At 71.5% G+C, this 19,563-nt stretch carries 20 protein-coding genes; 7 read left to right on the top strand and 13 right to left on the bottom strand.

All coding sequences use genetic code 11. The features are described from left to right. Positions 1–4: 4 nt before the first annotated feature. Both C6376_RS03525 and C6376_RS03520 read right to left on the bottom strand, forming a co-directional pair. Entirely contained in the window at positions 5–604 is a 600-nt protein-coding gene (locus tag C6376_RS03525; RefSeq protein WP_107442044.1) for a DUF1003 domain-containing protein, read from the bottom strand. Beyond that, positions 594–1,889 (bottom strand): CBS domain-containing protein, encoded by a 1,296-nt coding sequence (locus C6376_RS03520; RefSeq protein WP_107442043.1) that lies wholly within the window; start codon positions 1,887–1,889, stop codon positions 594–596. The genes C6376_RS03525 and C6376_RS03520 overlap by 11 nt, the downstream gene beginning before the upstream one ends. 285 nt (positions 1,890–2,174) lie before the next feature. Here C6376_RS03520 and C6376_RS03515 point away from each other — a divergent pair, with 285 nt between their 5' ends. Next, on the top strand, positions 2,175–2,924 hold the full coding sequence (locus C6376_RS03515) for a hypothetical protein (protein ID WP_107442042.1): 750 nt from the start codon (positions 2,175–2,177) through the stop codon (positions 2,922–2,924). Positions 2,925–2,959: 35 nt separating this feature from the next. On the opposite strand, the gene C6376_RS03510 is transcribed toward C6376_RS03515, so the two are convergent. From C6376_RS03510 to C6376_RS03500, 3 genes are read right to left on the bottom strand one after another with little or no spacing between them, the layout of a single operon-like run. Continuing rightward, entirely contained in the window at positions 2,960–3,505 is a 546-nt protein-coding gene (locus C6376_RS03510; RefSeq protein WP_107442041.1) for a hypothetical protein, read from the bottom strand. 9 nt (positions 3,506–3,514) lie between these two features. Beyond that, positions 3,515–4,636 (bottom strand): IS630 family transposase, encoded by a 1,122-nt coding sequence (locus C6376_RS03505; RefSeq protein WP_107441906.1) that lies wholly within the window; start codon positions 4,634–4,636, stop codon positions 3,515–3,517. Between the two features lie 48 nt (positions 4,637–4,684). Next, the gene (locus C6376_RS03500; protein ID WP_107442040.1) at positions 4,685–5,815 is read right to left on the bottom strand and encodes a magnesium and cobalt transport protein CorA; all 1,131 of its coding nucleotides are present in this window, start codon (positions 5,813–5,815) and stop codon (positions 4,685–4,687) included. 490 nt (positions 5,816–6,305) lie between these two features. Here C6376_RS03500 and C6376_RS03495 point away from each other — a divergent pair, with 490 nt between their 5' ends. Then, positions 6,306–6,890 (top strand): suppressor of fused domain protein, encoded by a 585-nt coding sequence (locus C6376_RS03495; protein ID WP_107442039.1) that lies wholly within the window; start codon positions 6,306–6,308, stop codon positions 6,888–6,890. A 67-nt stretch (positions 6,891–6,957) separates the two neighbouring features. On the opposite strand, the gene C6376_RS03490 is transcribed toward C6376_RS03495, so the two are convergent. Next, positions 6,958–8,181, bottom strand: coding sequence for an MFS transporter (locus tag C6376_RS03490; RefSeq protein WP_107442038.1), 1,224 nt, complete (start codon positions 8,179–8,181; stop codon positions 6,958–6,960). Between the two features lie 171 nt (positions 8,182–8,352). On the opposite strand from C6376_RS03490, the gene C6376_RS03485 reads away from it, so the two are divergent. The 3 genes from C6376_RS03485 to C6376_RS03475 all read left to right on the top strand — a co-directional run bounded on the left by C6376_RS03485 (position 8,353) and on the right by C6376_RS03475 (position 10,823). Next, the gene (locus C6376_RS03485; RefSeq protein ID WP_107442037.1) at positions 8,353–8,994 is read left to right on the top strand and encodes a DUF6758 family protein; all 642 of its coding nucleotides are present in this window, start codon (positions 8,353–8,355) and stop codon (positions 8,992–8,994) included. Between the two features lie 291 nt (positions 8,995–9,285). Further along, on the top strand, positions 9,286–10,143 hold the full coding sequence (locus tag C6376_RS03480; protein WP_107442036.1) for a PHP domain-containing protein: 858 nt from the start codon (positions 9,286–9,288) through the stop codon (positions 10,141–10,143). A 74-nt stretch (positions 10,144–10,217) separates the two neighbouring features. Further along, positions 10,218–10,823, top strand: a complete 606-nt coding sequence (locus C6376_RS03475) for a MarC family protein (protein ID WP_107442035.1) — start codon at positions 10,218–10,220, stop codon at positions 10,821–10,823. A gap of 157 nt (positions 10,824–10,980) precedes the next feature. Here C6376_RS03475 and C6376_RS03470 read toward each other — a convergent pair whose 3' ends face one another. Next, positions 10,981–11,133 carry a hypothetical protein gene (locus tag C6376_RS03470; protein WP_107105381.1) on the bottom strand — a complete coding sequence of 51 codons (153 nt, stop codon included), beginning with the start codon at positions 11,131–11,133 and terminating at the stop codon, positions 10,981–10,983. 195 nt (positions 11,134–11,328) lie between these two features. Between C6376_RS03470 and C6376_RS03465 the strand changes: the two genes are divergently transcribed. Beyond that, positions 11,329–12,225 carry an NYN domain-containing protein gene (locus tag C6376_RS03465; protein WP_173985574.1) on the top strand — a complete coding sequence of 299 codons (897 nt, stop codon included), beginning with the start codon at positions 11,329–11,331 and terminating at the stop codon, positions 12,223–12,225. 134 nt (positions 12,226–12,359) lie between these two features. Here the strand turns inward: C6376_RS03465 and C6376_RS03460 are convergent, their stop codons facing one another. Further along, entirely contained in the window at positions 12,360–13,226 is an 867-nt protein-coding gene (locus tag C6376_RS03460) for an alpha/beta fold hydrolase (protein ID WP_107448755.1), read from the bottom strand. 181 nt (positions 13,227–13,407) lie between these two features. Next, positions 13,408–16,053 carry a DEAD/DEAH box helicase gene (locus tag C6376_RS03455; RefSeq protein WP_254075825.1) on the bottom strand — a complete coding sequence of 882 codons (2,646 nt, stop codon included), beginning with the start codon at positions 16,051–16,053 and terminating at the stop codon, positions 13,408–13,410. A 516-nt stretch (positions 16,054–16,569) separates the two neighbouring features. Here C6376_RS03455 and C6376_RS03450 point away from each other — a divergent pair. Continuing rightward, complete coding sequence (locus C6376_RS03450) at positions 16,570–17,298, top strand: ferritin-like fold-containing protein (RefSeq protein WP_254075824.1); 729 nt, start codon at positions 16,570–16,572, stop codon at positions 17,296–17,298. 189 nt (positions 17,299–17,487) lie between these two features. Here C6376_RS03450 and C6376_RS03445 read toward each other — a convergent pair whose 3' ends face one another. The 4 genes from C6376_RS03445 to C6376_RS03430 form a co-directional block, all read right to left on the bottom strand. After that, a complete protein-coding gene (locus C6376_RS03445) occupies positions 17,488–17,757 on the bottom strand; it encodes a hypothetical protein (protein ID WP_107442031.1) in 270 nt (89 codons plus the stop codon). 266 nt (positions 17,758–18,023) lie between these two features. Beyond that, positions 18,024–18,251: a DUF3107 domain-containing protein gene (locus C6376_RS03440; RefSeq protein ID WP_020130831.1), complete on the bottom strand. Its 228-nt coding sequence runs from the start codon at positions 18,249–18,251 to the stop codon at positions 18,024–18,026. 143 nt (positions 18,252–18,394) lie between these two features. Next, positions 18,395–19,036: a TetR/AcrR family transcriptional regulator gene (locus C6376_RS03435; RefSeq protein ID WP_107442030.1), complete on the bottom strand. Its 642-nt coding sequence runs from the start codon at positions 19,034–19,036 to the stop codon at positions 18,395–18,397. Between the two features lie 181 nt (positions 19,037–19,217). Beyond that, positions 19,218–19,436 (bottom strand): hypothetical protein, encoded by a 219-nt coding sequence (locus C6376_RS03430; RefSeq protein WP_107442029.1) that lies wholly within the window; start codon positions 19,434–19,436, stop codon positions 19,218–19,220. Positions 19,437–19,563 lie beyond the last annotated feature (127 nt).

Here is a 19,563-nt window from a genome sequence, read left to right as displayed (position 1 = left end):
CCCGTCACCGGTCGTCTACGTCACGTCCCCGCGACCGTTCTGCCGGGAATACGGCATGTTCGTGGCGCCCGTCCCGCCGTTCCTCCAGCTCCTTGACCATGTCCTGGAGCTCGGAGCGGATCCAGTCGCGGGTGGCGACCTCGCCGAGACCGATCCGCAGGGCGGCGATCTCCCGGGTCAGATACTCGGTGTCGGCGATGGACCGCTCGTTCTGCTTGCGGTCCTGTTCCAGGTTCACCCGGTCGCGGTCGTCCTGCCGGTTCTGCGCGAGCAGGATCAGCGGGGCCGCGTAGGAGGCCTGGAGCGAGAGCATCAGGGTCAGGAAGATGAACGGGTAGTTGTCGAAGCGCAGGTCGCGCGGGGCGAAGATGTTCCACAGGACCCAGACGATGATGACGATCGTCATCCAGACGATGAACCGTCCGGTGCCCAGGAAGCGCGCGATGCGCTCCGACAGCCGTCCGAAGGCCTCCGGGTCCCACTCGGGCAGGATCCGGTGCCGGGGCGGTCGCGGCTGGTCCAGCCGGGCCCGGTGGCGGCTGGACGCCGTGGCGCCGACCGGGGCCCGCTCGGCGCGCCCGCCGCTCTCGCGCTCAGGAGTCATGCGGGCCCACCGCCTCGGTCGCGCCCTCGTCGAGGTGGAACTCCGTCTCCCGCCAGTCCTCGGGCAGCATGTGGTCCAGGACGTCGTCCACGGTCACCGCGCCCAGCAGCGAGCCCGCCTCGTCGACGACGGGGGCCGCGACCATGTCGTACGTCGCGAAGAACCCGGCGACGACCGGCAGCGCCGCGTCCGGCGCCAGGGCCTGCAGGTCGTCGTCGATGATGGAGCTGACCAGGGTGTACGGCGGGTCGCGCAGCAGCCGCTGGAAGTGGACCGTGCCGAGGTACTTGCCGGTCGGCGTCTCGTCGGGCGGGCGGCAGACGTAGACCTGCGCGGCGAGCGCAGGGGAGAGGTCGCGGTTGCGTACGCGCGCGAGGGCGTCGGCGACGGTGGCGTCCGGCCGCAGGACGATCGGCTCGGTGGTCATCAGACCGCCCGCGGTGTGCTCCTCGTAGGCCATCAGACGCCGCATGTCGGCCGCGTCCGCGGGCTCCATCAGACTCAGCAGCCGTTCCTGGTCCTGTTCCGGGAGCTCGGACAGCAGGTCGGCGGCGTCGTCGGGGTCCATGGCCTCCAGGACGTCCGCGGCGCGCTCCTCCTTCAGCTTGCCGAGAATCTCGATCTGGTCGTCCTCCGGGAGCTCCTCGAGGACGTCGGCGAGGCGGTCGTCGTCGAGGGCCGCGGCCACCTCGGCGCGCCGCTTGGGCGACAGGTGGTGCAGGACGTTGGCGAGGTCGGCGGGGCGCAACTGCTCGAAGGTGGCCAGCAGGCTCTCCGCGCCCTGCCCGTGCTCCTCCAGCGAGAACCCGGTGACCGCCGACCACTCCACGGTCAGCGTCTCGCCCTTGGCCCGCCGGAAGGCGGTCGCCTTCTTGCCCTTGCGGACGAAGACCCGGTCGATCTCCCAGTCCCGGCGGGCCGGCAGCTGCTGCACCGACACGTCGAGGACGCTGACCTCCTCACCGGTCTCGACGAGTGTGACCCGCCGGTCGAGCAACTCCCCGAAGGCCAGCCGCTCGGTCGGCCGCTGCTCGAAGCGCCGGACGTTGAGCACGCCGGTGGTGATGACCTGCCCGGACTCGATGCCGGTGACCCGGGTCATCGGCAGGAAGATGCGCCGCCGCGTGGACAGTTCGACGACCAGCCCGAGCACCCGGGGCGGCCGCCGGCCCACGCGCAGCACGACGACGAGGTCGCGCACCCGGCCCACCTGGTCGCCGTTCGGATCGAACACGGGGATGCCGGAGAGATGCGAGACGAAGATCCGCGGGGCGCCCGCTGCCATCACCGCACCTCCTTCTCTGCAGACTTCTCCACGGACATCTCCAGGGCCCTCTCCACGGACCTCTCCAGCAACCTCTCCCCGGACTTCTCCCGGGAGCGACCGTCCTCGGCGTCAGGGGTGACGTACTTCTCCCGAATGCCCGCTGGTGCGGGCTTAAGGCTAGCCCGTCCCGATCGGATACGCCCTGGTGGGCGGTCCGGACGGACTGGCTCCGCCGGTGCTCCGCGACCCCGGTACGCTGCCGTACGCCGCTCGGCACACCCCCGGAGAAAGGCGACTCTCCCTGTGACTGCGATTCCCCAGAACCGTGCGCGCCGGGTCCCGCTGGTGAGCGTGCTGTGCGCGCTGGCCGTGGGTCTGGGACTGACGGGATGCAGTGAGGATCCGGACGCGGGCACCAACGGGGTGGGCAGACTCCCCGCCCAGGAGATCCAGGCGAGGACGAAGACGGCGGCGGGCTCGGTCGACGCGGTGCGCCTGTCGGGGAACGTGGTCACCAGCGGACGCACGTACAAGCTCGACATGCGTCTGAAGGCGGACGGCGCCACCGGCTCGGTCACCGCCGAGGGGGCCACCTTCCATCTGCTGCGGGTCGGCGAGCAGCTGTTCCTGAAGGCCGACGCGGCGTTCTGGAAGCACGAGGACGCCGAGTCCGACGACGGCAAGGACGCGGCGGCCGGGGACAAGCTCGACGGCAAGTATGTGAAGGTGCCGACGGGCGACCCGTCGTACAAGAAGTTCAGCGGCTTCACGGACAAGGATCTCCTGCTCGACGGTCTGCTGACGCTGCACGGCTCGCTGGACACCGACGGCCACCACGAGCAGTCCGGCGTCCGCACGGTCCGCATCACCGGCGACGGCGGCTCCGGCGGCACGCTGGACGTGTCGCTGGAGGGCAAGCCGTACCCACTGCGCCTGGAACGCGCCGGCGGGGCGGGCACGCTGAGCTTCTCGGCCTGGGGCAAGGACTTCGCCCTCCAGGAACCGGCGAAGGGCGAGACGGTGGACTACGGCAAGCAGCTCCCTACGTCCTAGCGGTGCCGCCAGGGACGTCCCCGGCCGCCGGGCGCCTACTTCCGTCTGCGCTTCCTCAGCAGCAGCTTCGGGAGCGCGGCCGGCGCCGCCTCACGTGTCGTGGCCGGGGTGGGAACGGGCGCCGCGGCCAGGTCCCCGTCGGGCAGCGGCGAGGTGCCGCCGGTCGGCTCCAGCCGGAGCACCCGGCACTCCCGGGCCCAACGCTCCGTCATGGCCTCGCCGTCGGGCGCGTTCAGCCGCTTCCCCCTGAGCTCGGCGACGGCCGCCTCCCACGCCTCGGAGCCGGGCGCGAGCTCGACGGTCCGCGCCGTCCAGGAGACCAGCCGGCCGCCCTTGTCCTTGCTGCGGACGGTGACCTCGGCCGAGCCGCCCTCGACGAGCCCCGGCAGCGGCTGCTCGCCCGGCCCGTCGCCGACCAGACAGGCCGCGCCCTCGTGCCAGACGTGCCACAGCGCACGCGCGGCCGTCTCGCCGGCGCCCCGGACCCAGACGAGGCCGGACTTCTTGGTGGCCTCCTCGACGAGTGCCCGCTCGACGAGAGCCCGGTCCCCTTGGGCCCGGCCGATCAGCTCGCTAGTCATGGCGCCAGCCTAGTGTCCTGCGCCAGAGATCCGTCGGCAGAAGCGGGCAAGGGAGTCGAGGATCTCTTGGGCTGTCTTGGTCCAGATGAACGGCTTGGGTTCTTTGTTCCAGTCCTTGACCCATGCCCGAATGTCGGCTTCGAGGGCCTGGATGTTCTTGTGTGCGCCGCGGCGGATCATCTGGTGGGCCAGGTAGCCGAACCACCGCTCGACCTGGTTGATCCAGGAGGAGCCGGTCGGGGTGAAGTGCAGCTCGAACCTGGGGTGTTTGGCCAGCCAGGCCTTGATCGCGGGAGTCTTGTGAGTGCCGTAATTGTCCACGATCAAGTGGACCTGCAGGTGCGCGGGCACCTCCTTGTCGATCCGGATCAGGAACTTCTTGAACTCCACGGCCCGATGCCGACGGTGCAGGGCACTGATCACCTCGCCGGTGGCGACATCGAACGCGGCGAACAAGGTGGTCAGGCCGTTGCGGACGTAGTCGTGAGTACGCCGCTCGGGCATGCCCGGCATTATCGGCAGCACCGGCTGCGACCGGTCCAGGGCCTGGATCTGCGACTTCTCGTCCACCGAGAGGACCACCGCACCCTCGGGCGGGTTGAAGTACAGACCCACGACGTCGTAGACCTTCTCCACGAACAACGGATCCGTCGACAGCTTGAACGTGTCCGCCAGATGCGGCTTGAGCTGGAACTTCCGCCAGATCCGGCCGACCGTGGACTTCGACAGGCCGCTGTGCTCCGCCATCGACTTCCGCGACCAGTGGGTGGCGTTCTTCGGGATCTCCTCCAGCGTCGTGACCACGACCGCCTCCACCTGGTCGACGCTGATGGTGGGCGGCCGGCCCGGCCGGGGCTCGTCGACCAGGCCGTCCAGCCGCTCCGCCAAAAACCGCCGCCGCCACTTACGGACGGTGTCGGCGGCCACCCGCAACTCGCGGGCGACCACGACGATTGGCGGTACCTCCGGACCAGCGCACGCCAGCACAATCCGCGCCCGCAAGGCCACGGCCTGGGCCGATGTCGCCCTACGCGTCCACCGCTCCAACTCCGCCCGCTCGTCATCAGACAGCAGCAACGGTTCCAGCTTCGGGCCCCGACGAGGAACTGACGCACCAGCAGCAGAAGTCACACAACTACTAACGATCAACTACTGGCGCAGGACACTAGCCCGGCGTCCTCAGAGCCAGCCGTTGCGCTTCAGGGTGCGGTGGATGCCCACACACAGGGCCACCATGGCCGACATGACGACGGGGTAGCCGTACTTCCAGTGCAGCTCGGGCATGTAGTCGAAGTTCATGCCGTACACCCCGCAGACCATCGTCGGCACGGCGATGATGGCGGCCCAGGAGGTGATCTTGCGCATGTCCTCGTTCTGCGCGACGGAGGCCTGCGCGAGGTTGGCCTGGAGGATCGAGTTGAGCAGTTCGTCGAAGCCGATCACCTGCTCCTGGACCCGGGCCAGGTGGTCGGCGACGTCGCGGAAGTACTTCTGGATGTCGGGGTCGACCAGCCGCATCGGCCGCTCGCTCAGCAGCTGCATGGGCCGCAGCAGCGGCGACACCGCACGCTTGAACTCCAGTACCTCACGCTTGAGTTGGTAGATCCGGCCGGCGTCCGTGCCACGCGGGGCGCCTTTGCGGCCGGGCGAGAACACCTCTGTCTCGACCTCGTCGATGTCGTCCTGCACGGCGTCCGCGACCGCGATGTAGCCGTCGACCACGTGGTCGGCGATGGCGTGCAGCACCGCCGAGGGGCCCTTGGCGAGCAGTTCGGGGTCGTCCTGGAGGCGGTGACGCAGTGCGCGCAGCGAGCCCTGGCCGCCGTGCCGCACGGTGATGAAGAAGTCCTTGCCGGTGAAGCACATGACCTCACCGGTCTCGACGACCTCGCTGTTGGCCGTCAGCCGGTCGTGCTCGATGTAGTGGATCGTCTTGAAGACGGTGAAGAGGGAGTCGTCGTAACGCTCCAGCTTGGGCCGCTGGTGGGCCTGCACCGCGTCCTCCACGGCCAGCGGGTGCAGCCCGAACTCGGCGGCGATACCGGCGAATTCGGCCTCGGTCGGCTCGTGCAGCCCGATCCACACGAAGCCTCCGTCACGCCGCACCTGACGCATGGCCTCCTGCGGGGTCGGCGCCTGCGCGAACCCGACACGGGCGCCGTCGCGGTAGACCGCGCAGTCGACGACGGCCGACGGCGTGGCGGGGTCGCGGGTGGTGTCGTAGGCGCCGTTGTCCGTACGCCCGCCCCCCTTGCGCAGGGAGGGGCGGGCGGGGCGGACGACGGCACGGAGGTCGCGGATCATCGACATGGCAGGCTCCTTCGCGACGAGCAAAGAAAGACCGCCACGACGGGTGGAACTGCCCGGAATGAGGACGTCCTGACTCGGCGTCTCCCCGGCCATCGAGGCGGGGAAAGAGGTTTGGCACGTCCACAAAGCGGGGAGCACCGCTCCGTCGCGGTGGCGAGCTTCGCTACTGATTCAGATGAGACAGATCAGGCAATACGAAACGAAGTGCTCTTCCGCATGAAGATGAGCGCGAGAGTCGGCGACCAGCCGGAGGCGAAGAGGCCAGAGCAGTTGCGTCAGTGGTTGGAAGAGCGAGTGGTACTGCACGGGTGACTTCGATCCATGACAGCCCCACCTCCTCCAGCCGGTCCCTCGTGAGGGAGTCTCGTCTGCGTCGGGGCAAGATCGCGACGCTTCAGCGTGCTGCCCCGAACCACCGGGCCAGAGTAGCAGTCGACCGAAGTGTCAAGGTGCTGCTTTGCCGTGCACTGACGAGTTCTATGCTCGCCGCATGGCTGATGTTCTTCCTCTGGTCGAGGCCCGTCTGCACACGGCGCTGGGCGAGCCGGACGCCCGCGCGGCGGTCACCTTCCTCGGCGCGGACCGCGTCGAGGTGCTGCGTTTTCGTGAGGGCGACATCGTCCGCTACGCCACGCTCGGCATGTCCGCGCAGCCGATGAGCGACCCCACGGCGGTGCTCGCGGACCCGGTGAAGGGCCCGCGCGCCGAACTGCTCCTGTCCGTCCGGCCGGGCGACGCCGACACGGACAAGGCGCTCCGCCCGCTCGCCGTGCTCGCCGCGTCCCCGCAGGTCGAGGGAGTGGTCGTGGCTCCGGGCGCCTCCCTCGACGTGGGCGGGCCCCTGTGGCCCGGCGCTCCGTTCACCTCGGTCCTGGTCGCCGAGCCGGGCGGTCTGGTCGAGGACCTCGACCTCGACGAGCCCCTCGACCCGGTCCGCTTCCTGCCGCTGCTTCCCATGACCCCGAACGAGGCCGCCTGGAAGCGCGTGCACGGCGCCCAGGCCCTCCAGGAGCGCTGGCTGGCGAACGGGACGGACCTGCGGGATCCGTCCCGCAGGTCCGTCCCGCTCGACTGACGCCTCGTGAGGAACGTCACCAACGCGGCGTGGCCGGTGCCCGGTTGGCGATGCCGGCACGGAGGGCTCAGCCGGCGAAGACCGTGACGGCGTCCTCCGTCGCGTGGCGCGGCTCGAGTTCACGTGCCTCCGCGGTCAGCGCCCTGCGCCGGACGACGACCACGACCGCGCCGAGCGCCGCCGTCACCGCCGCCACCACGAACGGCACGTGGACGTCGGTCCACTCCTCGATCTTCGGCGCGAAGTAGGGCGCCGCCGCGGCCGCGAACCACCGCACGAAGTTGTACCCGGCGCTCGCCACCGGGCGCGGGGCGTCCGACACGCCGAGCGCCAACTCGGTGTAGACGGTGTTGTTCACGCCGATGAACGCACCCGACAGGATCGTGCAGACGACCGCCGTGGTGTGGTCGCCGTAGCCGAGGACGAGCACGTCGGCGGCGAGCAGCAGCAGCGAGCCGCCGAGCACCTTCAGCGAGCCGAACCGCTCCTGCAGTCGCGGGGCGACGAGCACCGAGAAGACCGCGAGCAGCACGCCCCAGGCGAAGAACACCGCCCCCGACCTGTAGGGGGTCATGTCCAGCACGAAGGGCGTGAAGGCCAGCACGGTGAAGAACGTGTAGTTGTAGAAGAAGGCCGAGGCCGCGGCGGAGGCGAGACCGCCGTGGCCGAGCGCCTTGAGCGGGTCGAGCAGCGAGGTCTTGCGGGCCGGCGTCGGCTGTTCCTTCAGGAACACCGTGATGCACAGGAAGCCGATCGCCATGAGGAACGCGGTGCCGAAGAACGGGTAGCGCCAGCTGGCGTCGCCGAGCAGCGCGCCGAGCAGCGGTCCGCAGGCCATGCCGAGGCCGAGGGCGGACTCGTACAGCAGGATGGCCGCCGCGCTGCCGCCGGCCGCCGCGCCGACGATCACGGCGAGCGCGGTGGAGACGAAGAGGGCGTTGCCCAGCCCCCAGCCGGCGCGGTAGCCGACCAGTTGCGCGACCGAGTCCGAGGTGCCCGCGAGGCCCGCGAAGACGACGACCAGGGCGAGGCCGGCGAGCAGCGTCCGGCGGCCGCCGATGCGGCTGGAGACGAAGCCCGTGACCAGCATCGCGATCGCGGTGATCAGGAAGTAGGAGGTGAAGAGCAGGGAGACCTGCCCGGCCGTGGCGTCCAGCCCCTGGGCGATGGACGGCAGGATCGGGTCGACCAGGCCGATGCCCATGAAGGCGACGACGGACGCGCCGGCGGTCGCCCACACCGCCTTCGGCTGCCGCAGGATGCTTCCGGCTCCGGCGTCGAACGGGTCCATGGTGTGTCTCACCCCTCCATAGATGGTTGGTATATGCACACAGTAAGTTAGCGGAGCTAATTAATGCAAGTTACATGTATGTCGTCGGGATGGACGGGTTCCACAACCTGTTCGGTCCGGACGGGTGATCGTCCTTGACGTGGACGTGCTCGGGTAGGACCGTGGGGCTCTATGAGGGGCGAACCCAGTTGCCCGAAGTGTGGTGGCCGGGTCAGGGCTCCCGGACTCTTCGCCGATTCCTGGCAGTGCGATGTGCATGGGACGGTCCATCCGCTGCAGCCTGTGATCCCGCCCAGCGTCGAGGCGCTCAGTGTTGTCGTGCACCGCACCCAGGTGCCGGTGTGGATGCCCTGGCCGCTGCCGGTCGGCTGGCTCTTCACCGGCGTGACCTACGCGGGCGACGACCGCAGCGGCGGCCGCGCCACCGCGGTGGCGTGCTCGGGGCCCGGCCCGCTCGGCGGTATGGGTGAGCTGATCCTGGTCGCCGAGGAGCTGGGCGTCGGCCTGGGCGCGCGCTATGCCGGCGTCGACGGGCCGGACCCGGGGCCGTACATGAGCGTCGAGAAACCCCCGCAGGCCAAGCTGCTCGCCGCCGGCCGGCCCACCCCCCTGTGGCACGTCTCGGCCACCCCCGACGACCGCGCGGTCTTCGCGGGCGAGGCGCGGGGGCTGTGGCTGTGGGCGGTGGTGTGGCCCGAGCAGTCCGGACTGCTGATGTACGACGAGCTGGTACTGACGGATCTGCGAGACGCGGGGGCGGAGGTCGAGCTGGTGCCCTGCGGGGCGCTGTCCCCGCGCCTCCTCGAGCCGTAGCGCTCCTCGCGTCGTAGCGCTCTTTTCGAGCCATGGTGCACCGCATGTCATGGCGCTCCTCGAGCCGTCGCGTCCGCGCGCCATGGCGCTCCGTGTGTCGTGGCGCTCCCGGGGGCGCGGTCGCCGCACGTCGTGGCACTCCTCCATCCGCGGTCGCCGCACGTCGCGGCGGTTCGCCGGGGCCGGAGCGTGTAGGGGGCGCCAGGGGGTTTCGGGTGTGACAGGGGCGGTCGGATTTTCCGGCTATGCTGGAGCGTCCCCGTCCGCCCGTCCCCGACTGGAGTCCGCGTCGTGCGCATCGATCTGCACTGCCACTCCACGGCCTCGGACGGTACGGACACCCCGGCCGAGCTGGTGCGCAACGCCGCCGCCGCCGGACTGGACGTCGTCGCGCTGACCGACCACGACACCACCCGCGGACACGCCGAGGCCGTCGCCGCGCTGCCCGCCGGGCTCACCCTCGTCACCGGTGCGGAGCTGTCCTGTCGTGTCGACGGGGTCGGCATGCACATGCTGGCGTACCTCTTCGACCCCGGGGAGCCCGCTCTGCTCGCCGAACGCGAGCTGGTGCGGGACGACCGGGTGCCCCGGGCGCGCGCGATGATCGCCCGGCTGAACGACCTGGACGTGCCCGTGACCTGGGAGCAGGTGGCCCGGATCGCGGGGGAGGGGTCCGTCGGGCGGCCGCATGTCGCCACCGCCCTGGTCGAGCTCGGCGTCGTGCCGACCGTGAGCGACGCCTTCACCGGCAACTGGCTGGCCGACGGCGGCCGGGCCCACGTCGGGAAGCACGAGACCGACCCCTTCGAGGCGATCCGGCTGGTCAAGGGGGCGGGCGGAGTCACCGTCTTCGCGCATCCCGGCGCGAGCAAGCGGGGGCACACGGTGCCGGAGACCGTGATCGCCGAGCTGGCCGCCGCCGGTCTCGACGGCATCGAGGTCGACCACATGGACCACGACGCGGACACCCGCGCGCGGCTGCGCGGCCTGGCCCGTGACCTGGGACTGCTGGTCACCGGCTCCTCGGACTACCACGGCAGCCGCAAGACGTGCGTACTCGGCGAGTACACCACCGACCCCGAGGTGTACGGGGAGATCACCCGGCGGGCGACGGGCGCGTTCCCGGTGCCGGGCACCGGCGGAGCCTGACCCGGGCCAAGGCGCGCCCGGCCCCGCTCCCCACCTCGCCCTCGTCCACCCTTCCTCTCGCAAGGCTTGCACTGATGTTCGACGCTGCCGTCTTCGGTTCCCTCTTCCTCACCCTTTTCGTCATCATGGATCCCCCCGGGATCACCCCGATCTTCCTCGCGCTCACCGCCGGACGGCCCGGCAAGGTGCAGAAGCGGATGGCCTTCCAGGCCGTCTGCGTGGCGGGCGGCGTGATCGCCGTCTTCGGCCTCCTCGGGCATCAGATCCTCGACTACCTGCACGTCTCCGTGCCCGCGCTGATGATCGCGGGCGGGCTGCTGCTTCTGCTGATCGCGCTCGACCTGCTCACCGGCAAGACCGACGAACCCAAGCAGACCAAGGACGTCAACGTCGCGCTCGTCCCGCTGGGTATGCCGTTGCTGGCCGGCCCCGGCGCGATCGTGTCGGTCATCCTCGCCGTGCAGAAGGCGGACGGGGCGGCGGCGCAGGCGTCGGTCTGGGCGGCCATCCTCGCCATCCACGTCGTGCTGTGGGTGGTCATGCGGTACTCGCTGCTGATCATCCGGGTCATCAAGGACGGCGGCGTGGTCCTGGTGACCCGGCTGGCGGGCATGATGCTCTCCGCGATCGCCGTGCAGCAGATCATCAACGGGATCACCCAGGTCGTCCGGTCGAGCTGACCCGCCCCTCCCGGCCGGCGGGCCCGCGAAGGTGCGGGCAAGCGGGCAAGCGGGCACGCGTACCTGGTGGCGCACGGACGCCCGGGCGACCGGGCACGCAGAGCCCCCTACGGCGGTGCCGTAGGGGGCTCGCAAACCTGTAAGGGGGCCCGCGCTGTTACGAGGCCGTGGGGTCGGCCGGACGGATCCACAGCCGCTGCCCGATGGCGGCGGCCTGCTGAACGATCCGGTTGACGGAGGCGGCGTCCACGACGGTGCTGTCCACGGGGGTCCCGTCGACGTCGTCGAGTCGCATGATTTCGAAGCGCATGGCTTCTCCCTTCGTCTGGTCATCCTCCTGAGGAGAACTACTTGGTCACGTAGGGAGTCAACGGCATGCGTGTTACAAACATTCCCTACGCTAAAGAAATTTTTCGAACGACTAATTACTAGCGAGTAAGGGAGCTGGGGTGGACTGAACGGGACCGGTTGTGTTCGCAGCGTGACCACCGGGACAATGGAGGCGATGAACGACGACCTCCCGGCGCTCGCCGCCCGCATCGACCGCACGAACGAGCTGCTGACCCGCATGCTCGCCGAGGTGGCCAAGACGCCCTCGACCCACGCGATCTTCGTCGACGCGGGGTACCTCTACGCGGCGGCGGGACGTCTGGTGGCCGGGACGGAGGACCGCCGGGCCTTCGACCTCGACGCCGAGGGCCTGATCGAGGCGCTCATCGACCGCGCCCGCTCGATCTTCGCGGACAGCCGGCTCCTGCGGGTCTACTGGTACGACGGCGCCCGGCGGCGCATCCACACATCCGAGCAGCAGTCCATCGCCGAACTGCCGGACGTGAAGGTGAGGTTGGGGAACCTCAACGCCAACAACCAGCAGAAGGGCGTCGATTCGCTGATCCGCACGGACCTCGAGTCGCTGGCCCGGCACCGGGCCATCAGTGACGCGGCCCTGCTCGGCGGCGACGAGGACCTGGTCTCGGCGGTGGAGGCCGCGCAGGGGTACGGCGCCCGCGTGCACCTGTGGGGCATCGAGGCGCCGGAAGGCCGCAACCAGGCCGAGCCGCTGCTCTGGGAGGTCGACAGCCAGCGCACCCTCGACCTCGACTTCTTCAAGCCCTACGTCGCCCGGCGCACCGCCGCGGCCTACGACGCGGCCGGGGCGAGCCGGCCCACCCGCGAGGCCGTCCGCTTCGCGGGCGCGCAGATCGCGGCGAAGTGGCTGGCGGCGCGAGGCAGGGAGAGCCTGGCCGAACTGCTGCCGGGCCACCCCTACCTCCCCGGCTCCGTCGACCAGGACCTCCTCGTGGAGGCCGAGGGCATCCTGCAGTACTCGCTGCGAGGCCAGGCGGACCTGCGACGCGCGCTGCGGGACGGCTTCTGGGAGCACGTGCAGACGCAGTACTAGCCGCGGACCGGCCGCGGGCTCAGGAGCGACTCCGCAAGGGACCTGCTTCGGACCGTTTCCGGACCTGCTTCGGGACGGCTCCGGAACCGCGCCGGGGCGGACCGGCTCCGGAGGTGCTTCGGACCGGCTCCCGGCTAGCTCCGGTGGGCCTTCGCCGCGCCGTCCCAGAAGTCGGCGAGACCGCGGGCCGTCAGCAGCGGCTGGTCCTGGTTGGGGGAGTGGTCGGCGTCCGGCACGACCGTCCGGTGCGCTCGGAGTTCCCCGGCCATCGCGTCGAGGAGGGGCACCGGCCAGGTGTCGTCCGACGCGCCCGACAGGACGTGGAACGGCAGCGGGACGGCGGCGAGCTCGGCGACCCGGTCCGGTTCGACGCACAACCGCCGTCCGGTGACCAGGAGTTGGGCCGGCTTGTGGTTCAGCCAGCGCTGCCGCATCCGGGCCGGGCCGCCGGCGCCGCGGGCCGGGCCGCCGACCTCCTCCGGCGCCCCCATAGCCAGGATGGCCTGCCAGACCTCGGCCATCGTCATCACCGCGAGCGCGTCGTGCAACAGCTTCACGCGCTGCTTCTGGGACTCCGAGATCTCCGCCGGGCCGGAGGAGACGAGCGTGAGCGAGACGAAGGGCGAGTGGTCCAGCAGGACGGCGGCACGCGCGATCTGGCCTCCCAGGGAGTGGCCGACAAGATGCACAGGCGTGCCGAGAGCGGACGCCTGCGCGAGCACGTCGCGGGCCAACTCTCCCTGTTCGTAAGGCGATTCGTCGTCGGCGGGGCCGTCGGACTCGTTCTGCCCCCGGCCGTCCACGGCGACGGTCCGGTAGCCGCGGGCGGCCAGTGGCTCGTGCAGCCGGTGGAAGTCCTCCTTGCTCCCGGTGAACCCCGGCAGCAGCAGCACGACACCTCGCTGCTCCACACCGGCGGCCACGGGCGTGTCGACCACGGCGAACGCCCCGCGCGCGGTCCGCAGCGGGTACGCGCGGGCGCCGGGGGGCGGTGGGAACACAGGGTGCCCGGCGGACCCGGCGGAGCGGGTGGGCGCGACGGCGCCGGGCCCGGCGGGGGGCTCGGCGGAGAGGGCGGGCTCGTTGGGGTCGGTCACGGGGGGAGAGTACCGGGGGCCGGGAAACGCCGAGGGCCCGGTCCACAGGGTGTGGACCGGGCCCTCATGCGTGAGCTTCGTCGGCTCAGCCGTCCGTCGGCTCCGCGACGGTCTTGGCGGCCGCCGTCTTGCGGGTGCGGCGCGGCTTGACGGCTTCCGCCTCCTGCGTGGCCTGGGCCGGGATGTCGGCCGTGGCCTTGCGGGTCGTACGGCGGCGGGGCTTGGGCTCCGCGCCTTCGGCCGTCTCGACGGCTGCCTCGGCCGGGGCCGGGGCGGTGGCGGCCACCTTGCGGGTGCGCCGCGGCCTGGCGACGACGGCCTCCGCGACCGGCAGCTCAGCCTCGGTGACCTCGGCGGTCTTCGCGGTCGCCGTCTTGCGCGTGCGCCGCGGCTTGGCCTCGGCGCCCTCGGCACTGTCGACCGCGACTTCGGCCGGGGCGGCTGCCTTGCGGGTGCGGCGCGGCTTGACCTCGGCCTCGGGAGCCTCCGGGGCCTCGACGGCGGCAACGGCAACGGCGGTCTTGGCGGCCGCCGTCTTGCGCGTCCGGCGGGGCTTGGCCTCGGTGGCCTCGACCGTGTCCACGACGGCCTCCGCCGCGGCCGGGGCCGTCGCCGTGGCCTTGGCGGCCGTCTTGCGGGTGCGTCGCGGCTTGGCCTCCGTCGCCTCGGCCGTGTCGACCGCGGCGCTCGCCTCGGCCTCGACCGGGGCGGACGCGGCGGTCTTGCGGGTGCGGCGCGGCTTGACGGCTTCCGTCTCCTGCGTGGCCTGGGCCGGGATGTCGGCCGTGGCCTTGCGGGCGGTGCGGGTGCGCGGCTTGGCCTCGGCCGCCTCGGCGGTGTCGACCGCTGCCTCGGCGGCGGCGGCCGTCTTGCGGGTGCGGCGCGGCTTGACCGCGGGCTCCACGGTCGCGGCGGCCTCCGGGGCCACCTCGATGCTCGTGACGGTGTCGACCACTGCTTCTGCCGGGGCCGTCGCCTTGCGGGTGCGGCGGCGCGGTGCTGCCTCCACCACCGGCGCGGCCTCCACCACCGGCGCGGCCGGCTCGGCCGCTTCGGTCGTGACGGTCGGCTGCGCCGTGTCGACGGCGGCCTCCGCCGTCCTGCGGGTGCGGCGGCGGCGCGGCTTCGACGCCTCGGTCGCGGTCTCCGGTGTGTCGAGCGCGGGGCCCTCCGCCGTCGTCACGGCCGCCTCCGCTGCGTCGGCGGCGGGCTCGACGGCCGTCACCGGGGCGACGGCCTCCGGTGCGGACCCGTTGCGGGTACGGCGGCGACGGCGCGGGGTGCGCGGGCCGGCGGCCTCCTCGGCGAGGGGCGTCCGCTCGGCGGCGGGACCCTGCTCCGGTGCGGTCCCGACGGGTGCCGAGGCCGCGTCGATGGGCGAGCCGTTGCGGGTACGACGACGGCGACGCGGCGTACGGGCTGCCTGCTCGCGCTCGTCGGAACGGTCCGCGGAGCGCTCGGAGGAGCGTCCGCCGGAACGGGAGTCGCCCCGACCGCCCCGGCCGCCGCGGTCACCGCGACCGCGCGCATTGCGGCCGCCCGGCTCGCCGAGGTCCTCGAGCTCCTCCGCGTCGAGCCCGGCGCGGGTGCGCTCCGAGCGCGGCAGGACGCCCTTGGTGCCCGCGGGAATCCCGAGCTCCTCGAAGAAGTGCGGAGAGGTGGAGTACGTCTCCGGCGGGTCGCTGAACTCGAGCTCCAGCGCCTTGTTGATGAGCTGCCAGCGCGGGATGTCGTCCCAGTCGACGAGCGTGATCGCGATGCCCTTGGCGCCCGCGCGGCCGGTACGGCCGATGCGGTGCAGGTACGTCTTCTCGTCTTCGGGGGACTGGTAGTTGATGACGTGGGTGACGCCTTCGACGTCGATGCCGCGCGCGGCGACGTCGGTGCAGACGAGCACGTCGACCTTGCCGTTGCGGAAGGCGCGCAGCGCCTGCTCGCGGGCGCCCTGGCCGAGGTCGCCGTGGACCGCGCCGGAGGCGAAACCGCGCTGCTGGAGCTGGTCGGCCAAGTCGGCCGCGGTGCGCTTGGTACGGCAGAACACCATGACCAGGCCGCGGCCGTCGGCCTGCAGGATGCGGGCGACCATCTCGGGCTTGTCCATGTTGTGCGCGCGGTACACGTGCTGCTTGGTGTTCGCGACGGTGCGGCCCGCGTCGTCCGGCGAGGTGGCGTTGATGTGCGTGGGCTGCGACATGTAGCGGCGTGCGAGACCGATGACCGCGCCCGGCATGGTCGCCGAGAACAGCATGGTCTGGCGCTTCGCCGGAAGCATGTTGATGATCTTCTCGACGTCGGGCAGGAAGCCCAGGTCGAGCATCTCGTCGGCCTCGTCGAGGACGAGCGAGCGGATGTGCTTGAGGTCGAGCTTCTTCTGGCCCGCGAGGTCCAGCAGACGGCCCGGGGTGCCGACGACGACGTCGACGCCCTTCTTGAGGGCCTCGACCTGGGGCTCGTAGGCGCGGCCGCCGTAGATGGCGAGAACGCGTACGTTGCGCACCTTGCCCGCGGTCAGCAGGTCGTTGGTGACCTGTGTGCACAGCTCACGCGTGGGCACGACGATGAGCGCCTGCGGGGCGTCGGTGAGGTCCTCCGGGCGGGCGCGGCCGGCCTCGACGTCGGCGGGGACGGTTACGCGCTCGAGGAGCGGGAGGCCGAAGCCGAGCGTCTTGCCGGTGCCCGTCTTGGCCTGTCCGATGACGTCCGTGCCCGTGAGGGCGACCGGGAGCGTCATCTCCTGGATGGGGAAGGGGGTGGTGATGCCGACGGCCTCGAGGGCTTCGGCGGTCTCGGAAAGGATTCCGAGCTCTCGGAACGTAGTCAGGGTGCTGCCTCTTCTGTGTACGCGGTGCGAGGCGAGCGCGGGGGTCGTGACGGACCGTGCCGGGGACGTCGGATGCCTTACGGGCGAACCGCTCACGGCAAGCCGTATGGCACGGGACCTCTGCCGACGCTCTAGCGCTCGTACCGCTGAGGGTGTCCCTCTGGCAGCCGTACGCGATGTGCCGTACGAGCCATGAGGGCTGTCGGGTCGGAGCCGATCGGGCCACCGACCGGGCATCCTCATACGTGCGGCCCGTCGAATATTCGGCAGGCGCATTACCACCATACCCCGGAATCGTGCACATGCGATGGCCGATTCGGTCACGTTGTGGTTGTCACAGGGCCTGGACCGGTCCGTTGCGTCTTCGTCGTCACACTGACTGACCAGGGACTTCCACCCCGCGACGAGCGGGCTATTGTGCGCTGCATGACGACCTCTGACAAGCCCGAGATCACCGCTACCGGAATCGCGGCCCAGGACTGGGCGACGGCCTCCGCCGACCCGCAGTACCGTGCCGCGGTCGTGGACCTGTTGGGCGCGTTGGCGTACGGCGAGCTCGCGGCGTTCGAGCGACTCGCGGAGGACGCCAAGCTGGCGCCCACCCTCGCCGACAAGGCGGAGCTGGCGAAGATGGCGTCGGCGGAGTTCCACCACTTCGAGCGGCTGCGGGACCGGCTCACGGAGATCGGCGAGGAGCCGACGATGGCGATGGAGCCGTTCGTGGCCGCGCTCGACGGCTTCCACCGGCAGACGGCCCCCTCGGACTGGCTGGAGGGTCTGGTCAAGGCGTACGTCGGCGACTCGATCGCGAGCGACTTCTACCGCGAGGTCGCGGTGCGGCTGGACACCGACAGCCGGGCGCTGGTGCTGGCGGTGCTCGACGACACCGGCCACGCGGGCTTCGCCGTGGACCGGGTGCGCTCGGCGATCGACGCGGAGCCGCGGGTGGGCGGCCGGCTCGCGCTGTGGGCGCGGCGGCTGATGGGTGAGGCGCTGTCGCAGTCCCAGCGGGTGGTCGCCGACCGCGACGCGCTGTCGACGATGCTGGTGGGCGGGGTCGCGGACGGCTTCGACCTCGCCGAGGTGGGCCGGATGTTCTCCCGGATCACGGAGGCGCACACCAAGCGGATGGCGGCGCTGGGCCTCGCGGCCTAGACGCCGCCGGCGGGTCGGTGCGCCGGGGGTCGGATGACCGGAGGGCCGGGGCACCGGCCGGTGGGGTCCGGTGGGGTCCGGTGGGGCGGCTGCCCCGGCTCCTCGGCCTCGCCGACCGCGAGTCCCGCCGACCGCGGGTCCCGCCCTCCGAACGTCACGTCGGCCCCCGGCGTCACGCCGGCTCCGGCGCTACGCCGGCGCCGATCGGCGGCGCAGTCTTCCGGTGGGGCGCAGCAGCAGGGAGAGCGACGCGGCGGAGATGATCGCCGCGCCGAGGAGGCTCGGCAGGAAGCTGCCGGGGCCGAGCGCGCTGTGGGTGACGAAGTCACCGAACAGGGCTCCGGCGACTCCCGTCGCGAAGACGAGCGTGTGGACCGGCAGGCGGTGGGAGAGGCGGGTGACCGCCGCCCACGCGAGCACGAGACCGAGCACAGCGGAGCCGAGCGCTTCCAAGATCATTTGGGTCCCTCCCAGGCGGCGGGGCTGTGCACCAACGTCGTAGCGCGTCATACCCGTGACCTGCGGAATGCAATCCTCCCCCGTGGATGCGTCGTGCCCCGGCCGTGAAGAGAGCAGGGCGGCGCCAGGAGGGCGAAAATCCAGCGGTGGGGGACAGCCGCGGCGGAGACGGGCGGGGGCGGGGACTGCGTACGGCCGGGGCGCGCAAAGAGGGAGGGGCCCGGCGACCGTGTCGGTCGCCGGGCCCCTCCCGCGGATCGCTTCGCCTACAGCGCGCCGAAGCCCACCTTGCGCGGGGCGGGCTCGCCCAGCTCGACGTAGGCCAGACGGTCGGCCGGGACCAGGACCTTGCGGCCGTGCTGGTCCACGAGGCTGAGCAGCTGCGACTTCCCGGCCAGGGCCTCGGCCACCACGCGCTCGACCTCCTCGGGAGTCTGACCGCTCTCCAGAACGATCTCGCGAGGCGCGTGCAGCACGCCGATCTTGACCTCCACGGCTATGTCCCTCCGACGGTCATGAGATGCGCGGGCGTCCGCGCCGTACGCTGCACACATTAGCCCGGCGAGGGGACGTACACGGCGCGTCCGTCCACGCCAGGAGCGAACAGCGGGCGGGAACAAACGCCCGCCCCGCCCGCTCAGTGCTGATCGATGCCGTGCAGCGGGAACCCCGCGATGCCCCGCCAGGCCAGCGAGGCCAGCAGCTGCACCGCCTGGTCGCGCGGCACGCTGCGGTCGCTGTGCAGCCAGGAACGGGCCACCACCTGCGCCAGGCCGCCGAGGCCGGAGGCGAGCAGCATCGACTCCGCGCGGGAGAGGCCGGTGTCCTCGGCGATGACCTCGCAGATCGCCTCGGCGCACTCGCCCGTGACCTTGTCGACGCGCTCGCGCACCGCGGGCTCGTTGGTCAGGTCCGACTCGAAGACCAGGCGGAAGGCGCCTCCGTCGTCCTCGACGTACGCGAAGTAGGCGTCCATGGTGGCCCGGACGCGCTGCTTGTTGTCGGTCGTGGACGCGAGCGCGCCGCGCACGGCCTGGATCAGCGACTCGCAGTGCTGGTCCAGCAGGGCGAGATAGAGGTCGAGCTTGCCCGGGAAGTGCTGGTAGAGCACCGGCTTGCTGACGCCGGCCCGCTCGGCGATGTCGTCCATCGCGGCCGCGTGGTAGCCCTGTGCGACGAAGACTTCCTGGGCGGCGCCCAGCAGCTGGTTCCGCCGGGCACGGCGCGGCAGGCGTGTGCCCCGCGGGCGCGCCGCCTCTGTCTGCTCGATGGCTGTCACGCCGCCTCCCAAAGTCGTCCTCTTGCGGTGAGCGCCGCGTCGCCATCGTACTTTTCGGTAACCCCGGTGTGCGCGGTGCGAGCGCAGAATTTCACGGACTGGACGAGGACAGAAGTGGTCGAGATGGTTTTGAAACGGTAGGTTCCGGGCATACTCGGCCCCCGTTCCGGCTCGGCGTCCTTCAGCGGTAGTCGTCCTCGTCCATCGAGACGACGCGCGCCTGTTCGGCGAGATCGGCCTCGTTGGCCCGGGCCGGATCGGCGTCCTCCAAAGGGTCGTCGCGCTCCTGCGTGACATCCGTGTACTGCTCGGCCGCGTCCGCCTCGGGCGCCTCCACGTCGATCTCCCCGAAGTCGTCGTCCTCGTCGAACGCCTCCGGGTCGGTGGGGTCAACGGTCATGGCGGGCTCCCTTCCTACGAACGCCCCTGCTAACTGCGGGGGCCACCAGCGGGTGCCCTCGATACGAGCCTAGGAGACACCCGTTTCGGACGCTATGCGATCGCTGTGCGGAGTGCCCCCGATTCCC

Source organism: Streptomyces sp. P3 (genome assembly GCF_003032475.1).
GTDB lineage: Bacteria > Actinomycetota > Actinomycetes > Streptomycetales > Streptomycetaceae > Streptomyces.
This window is presented reverse-complemented; position numbering and strand designations above follow the sequence as displayed.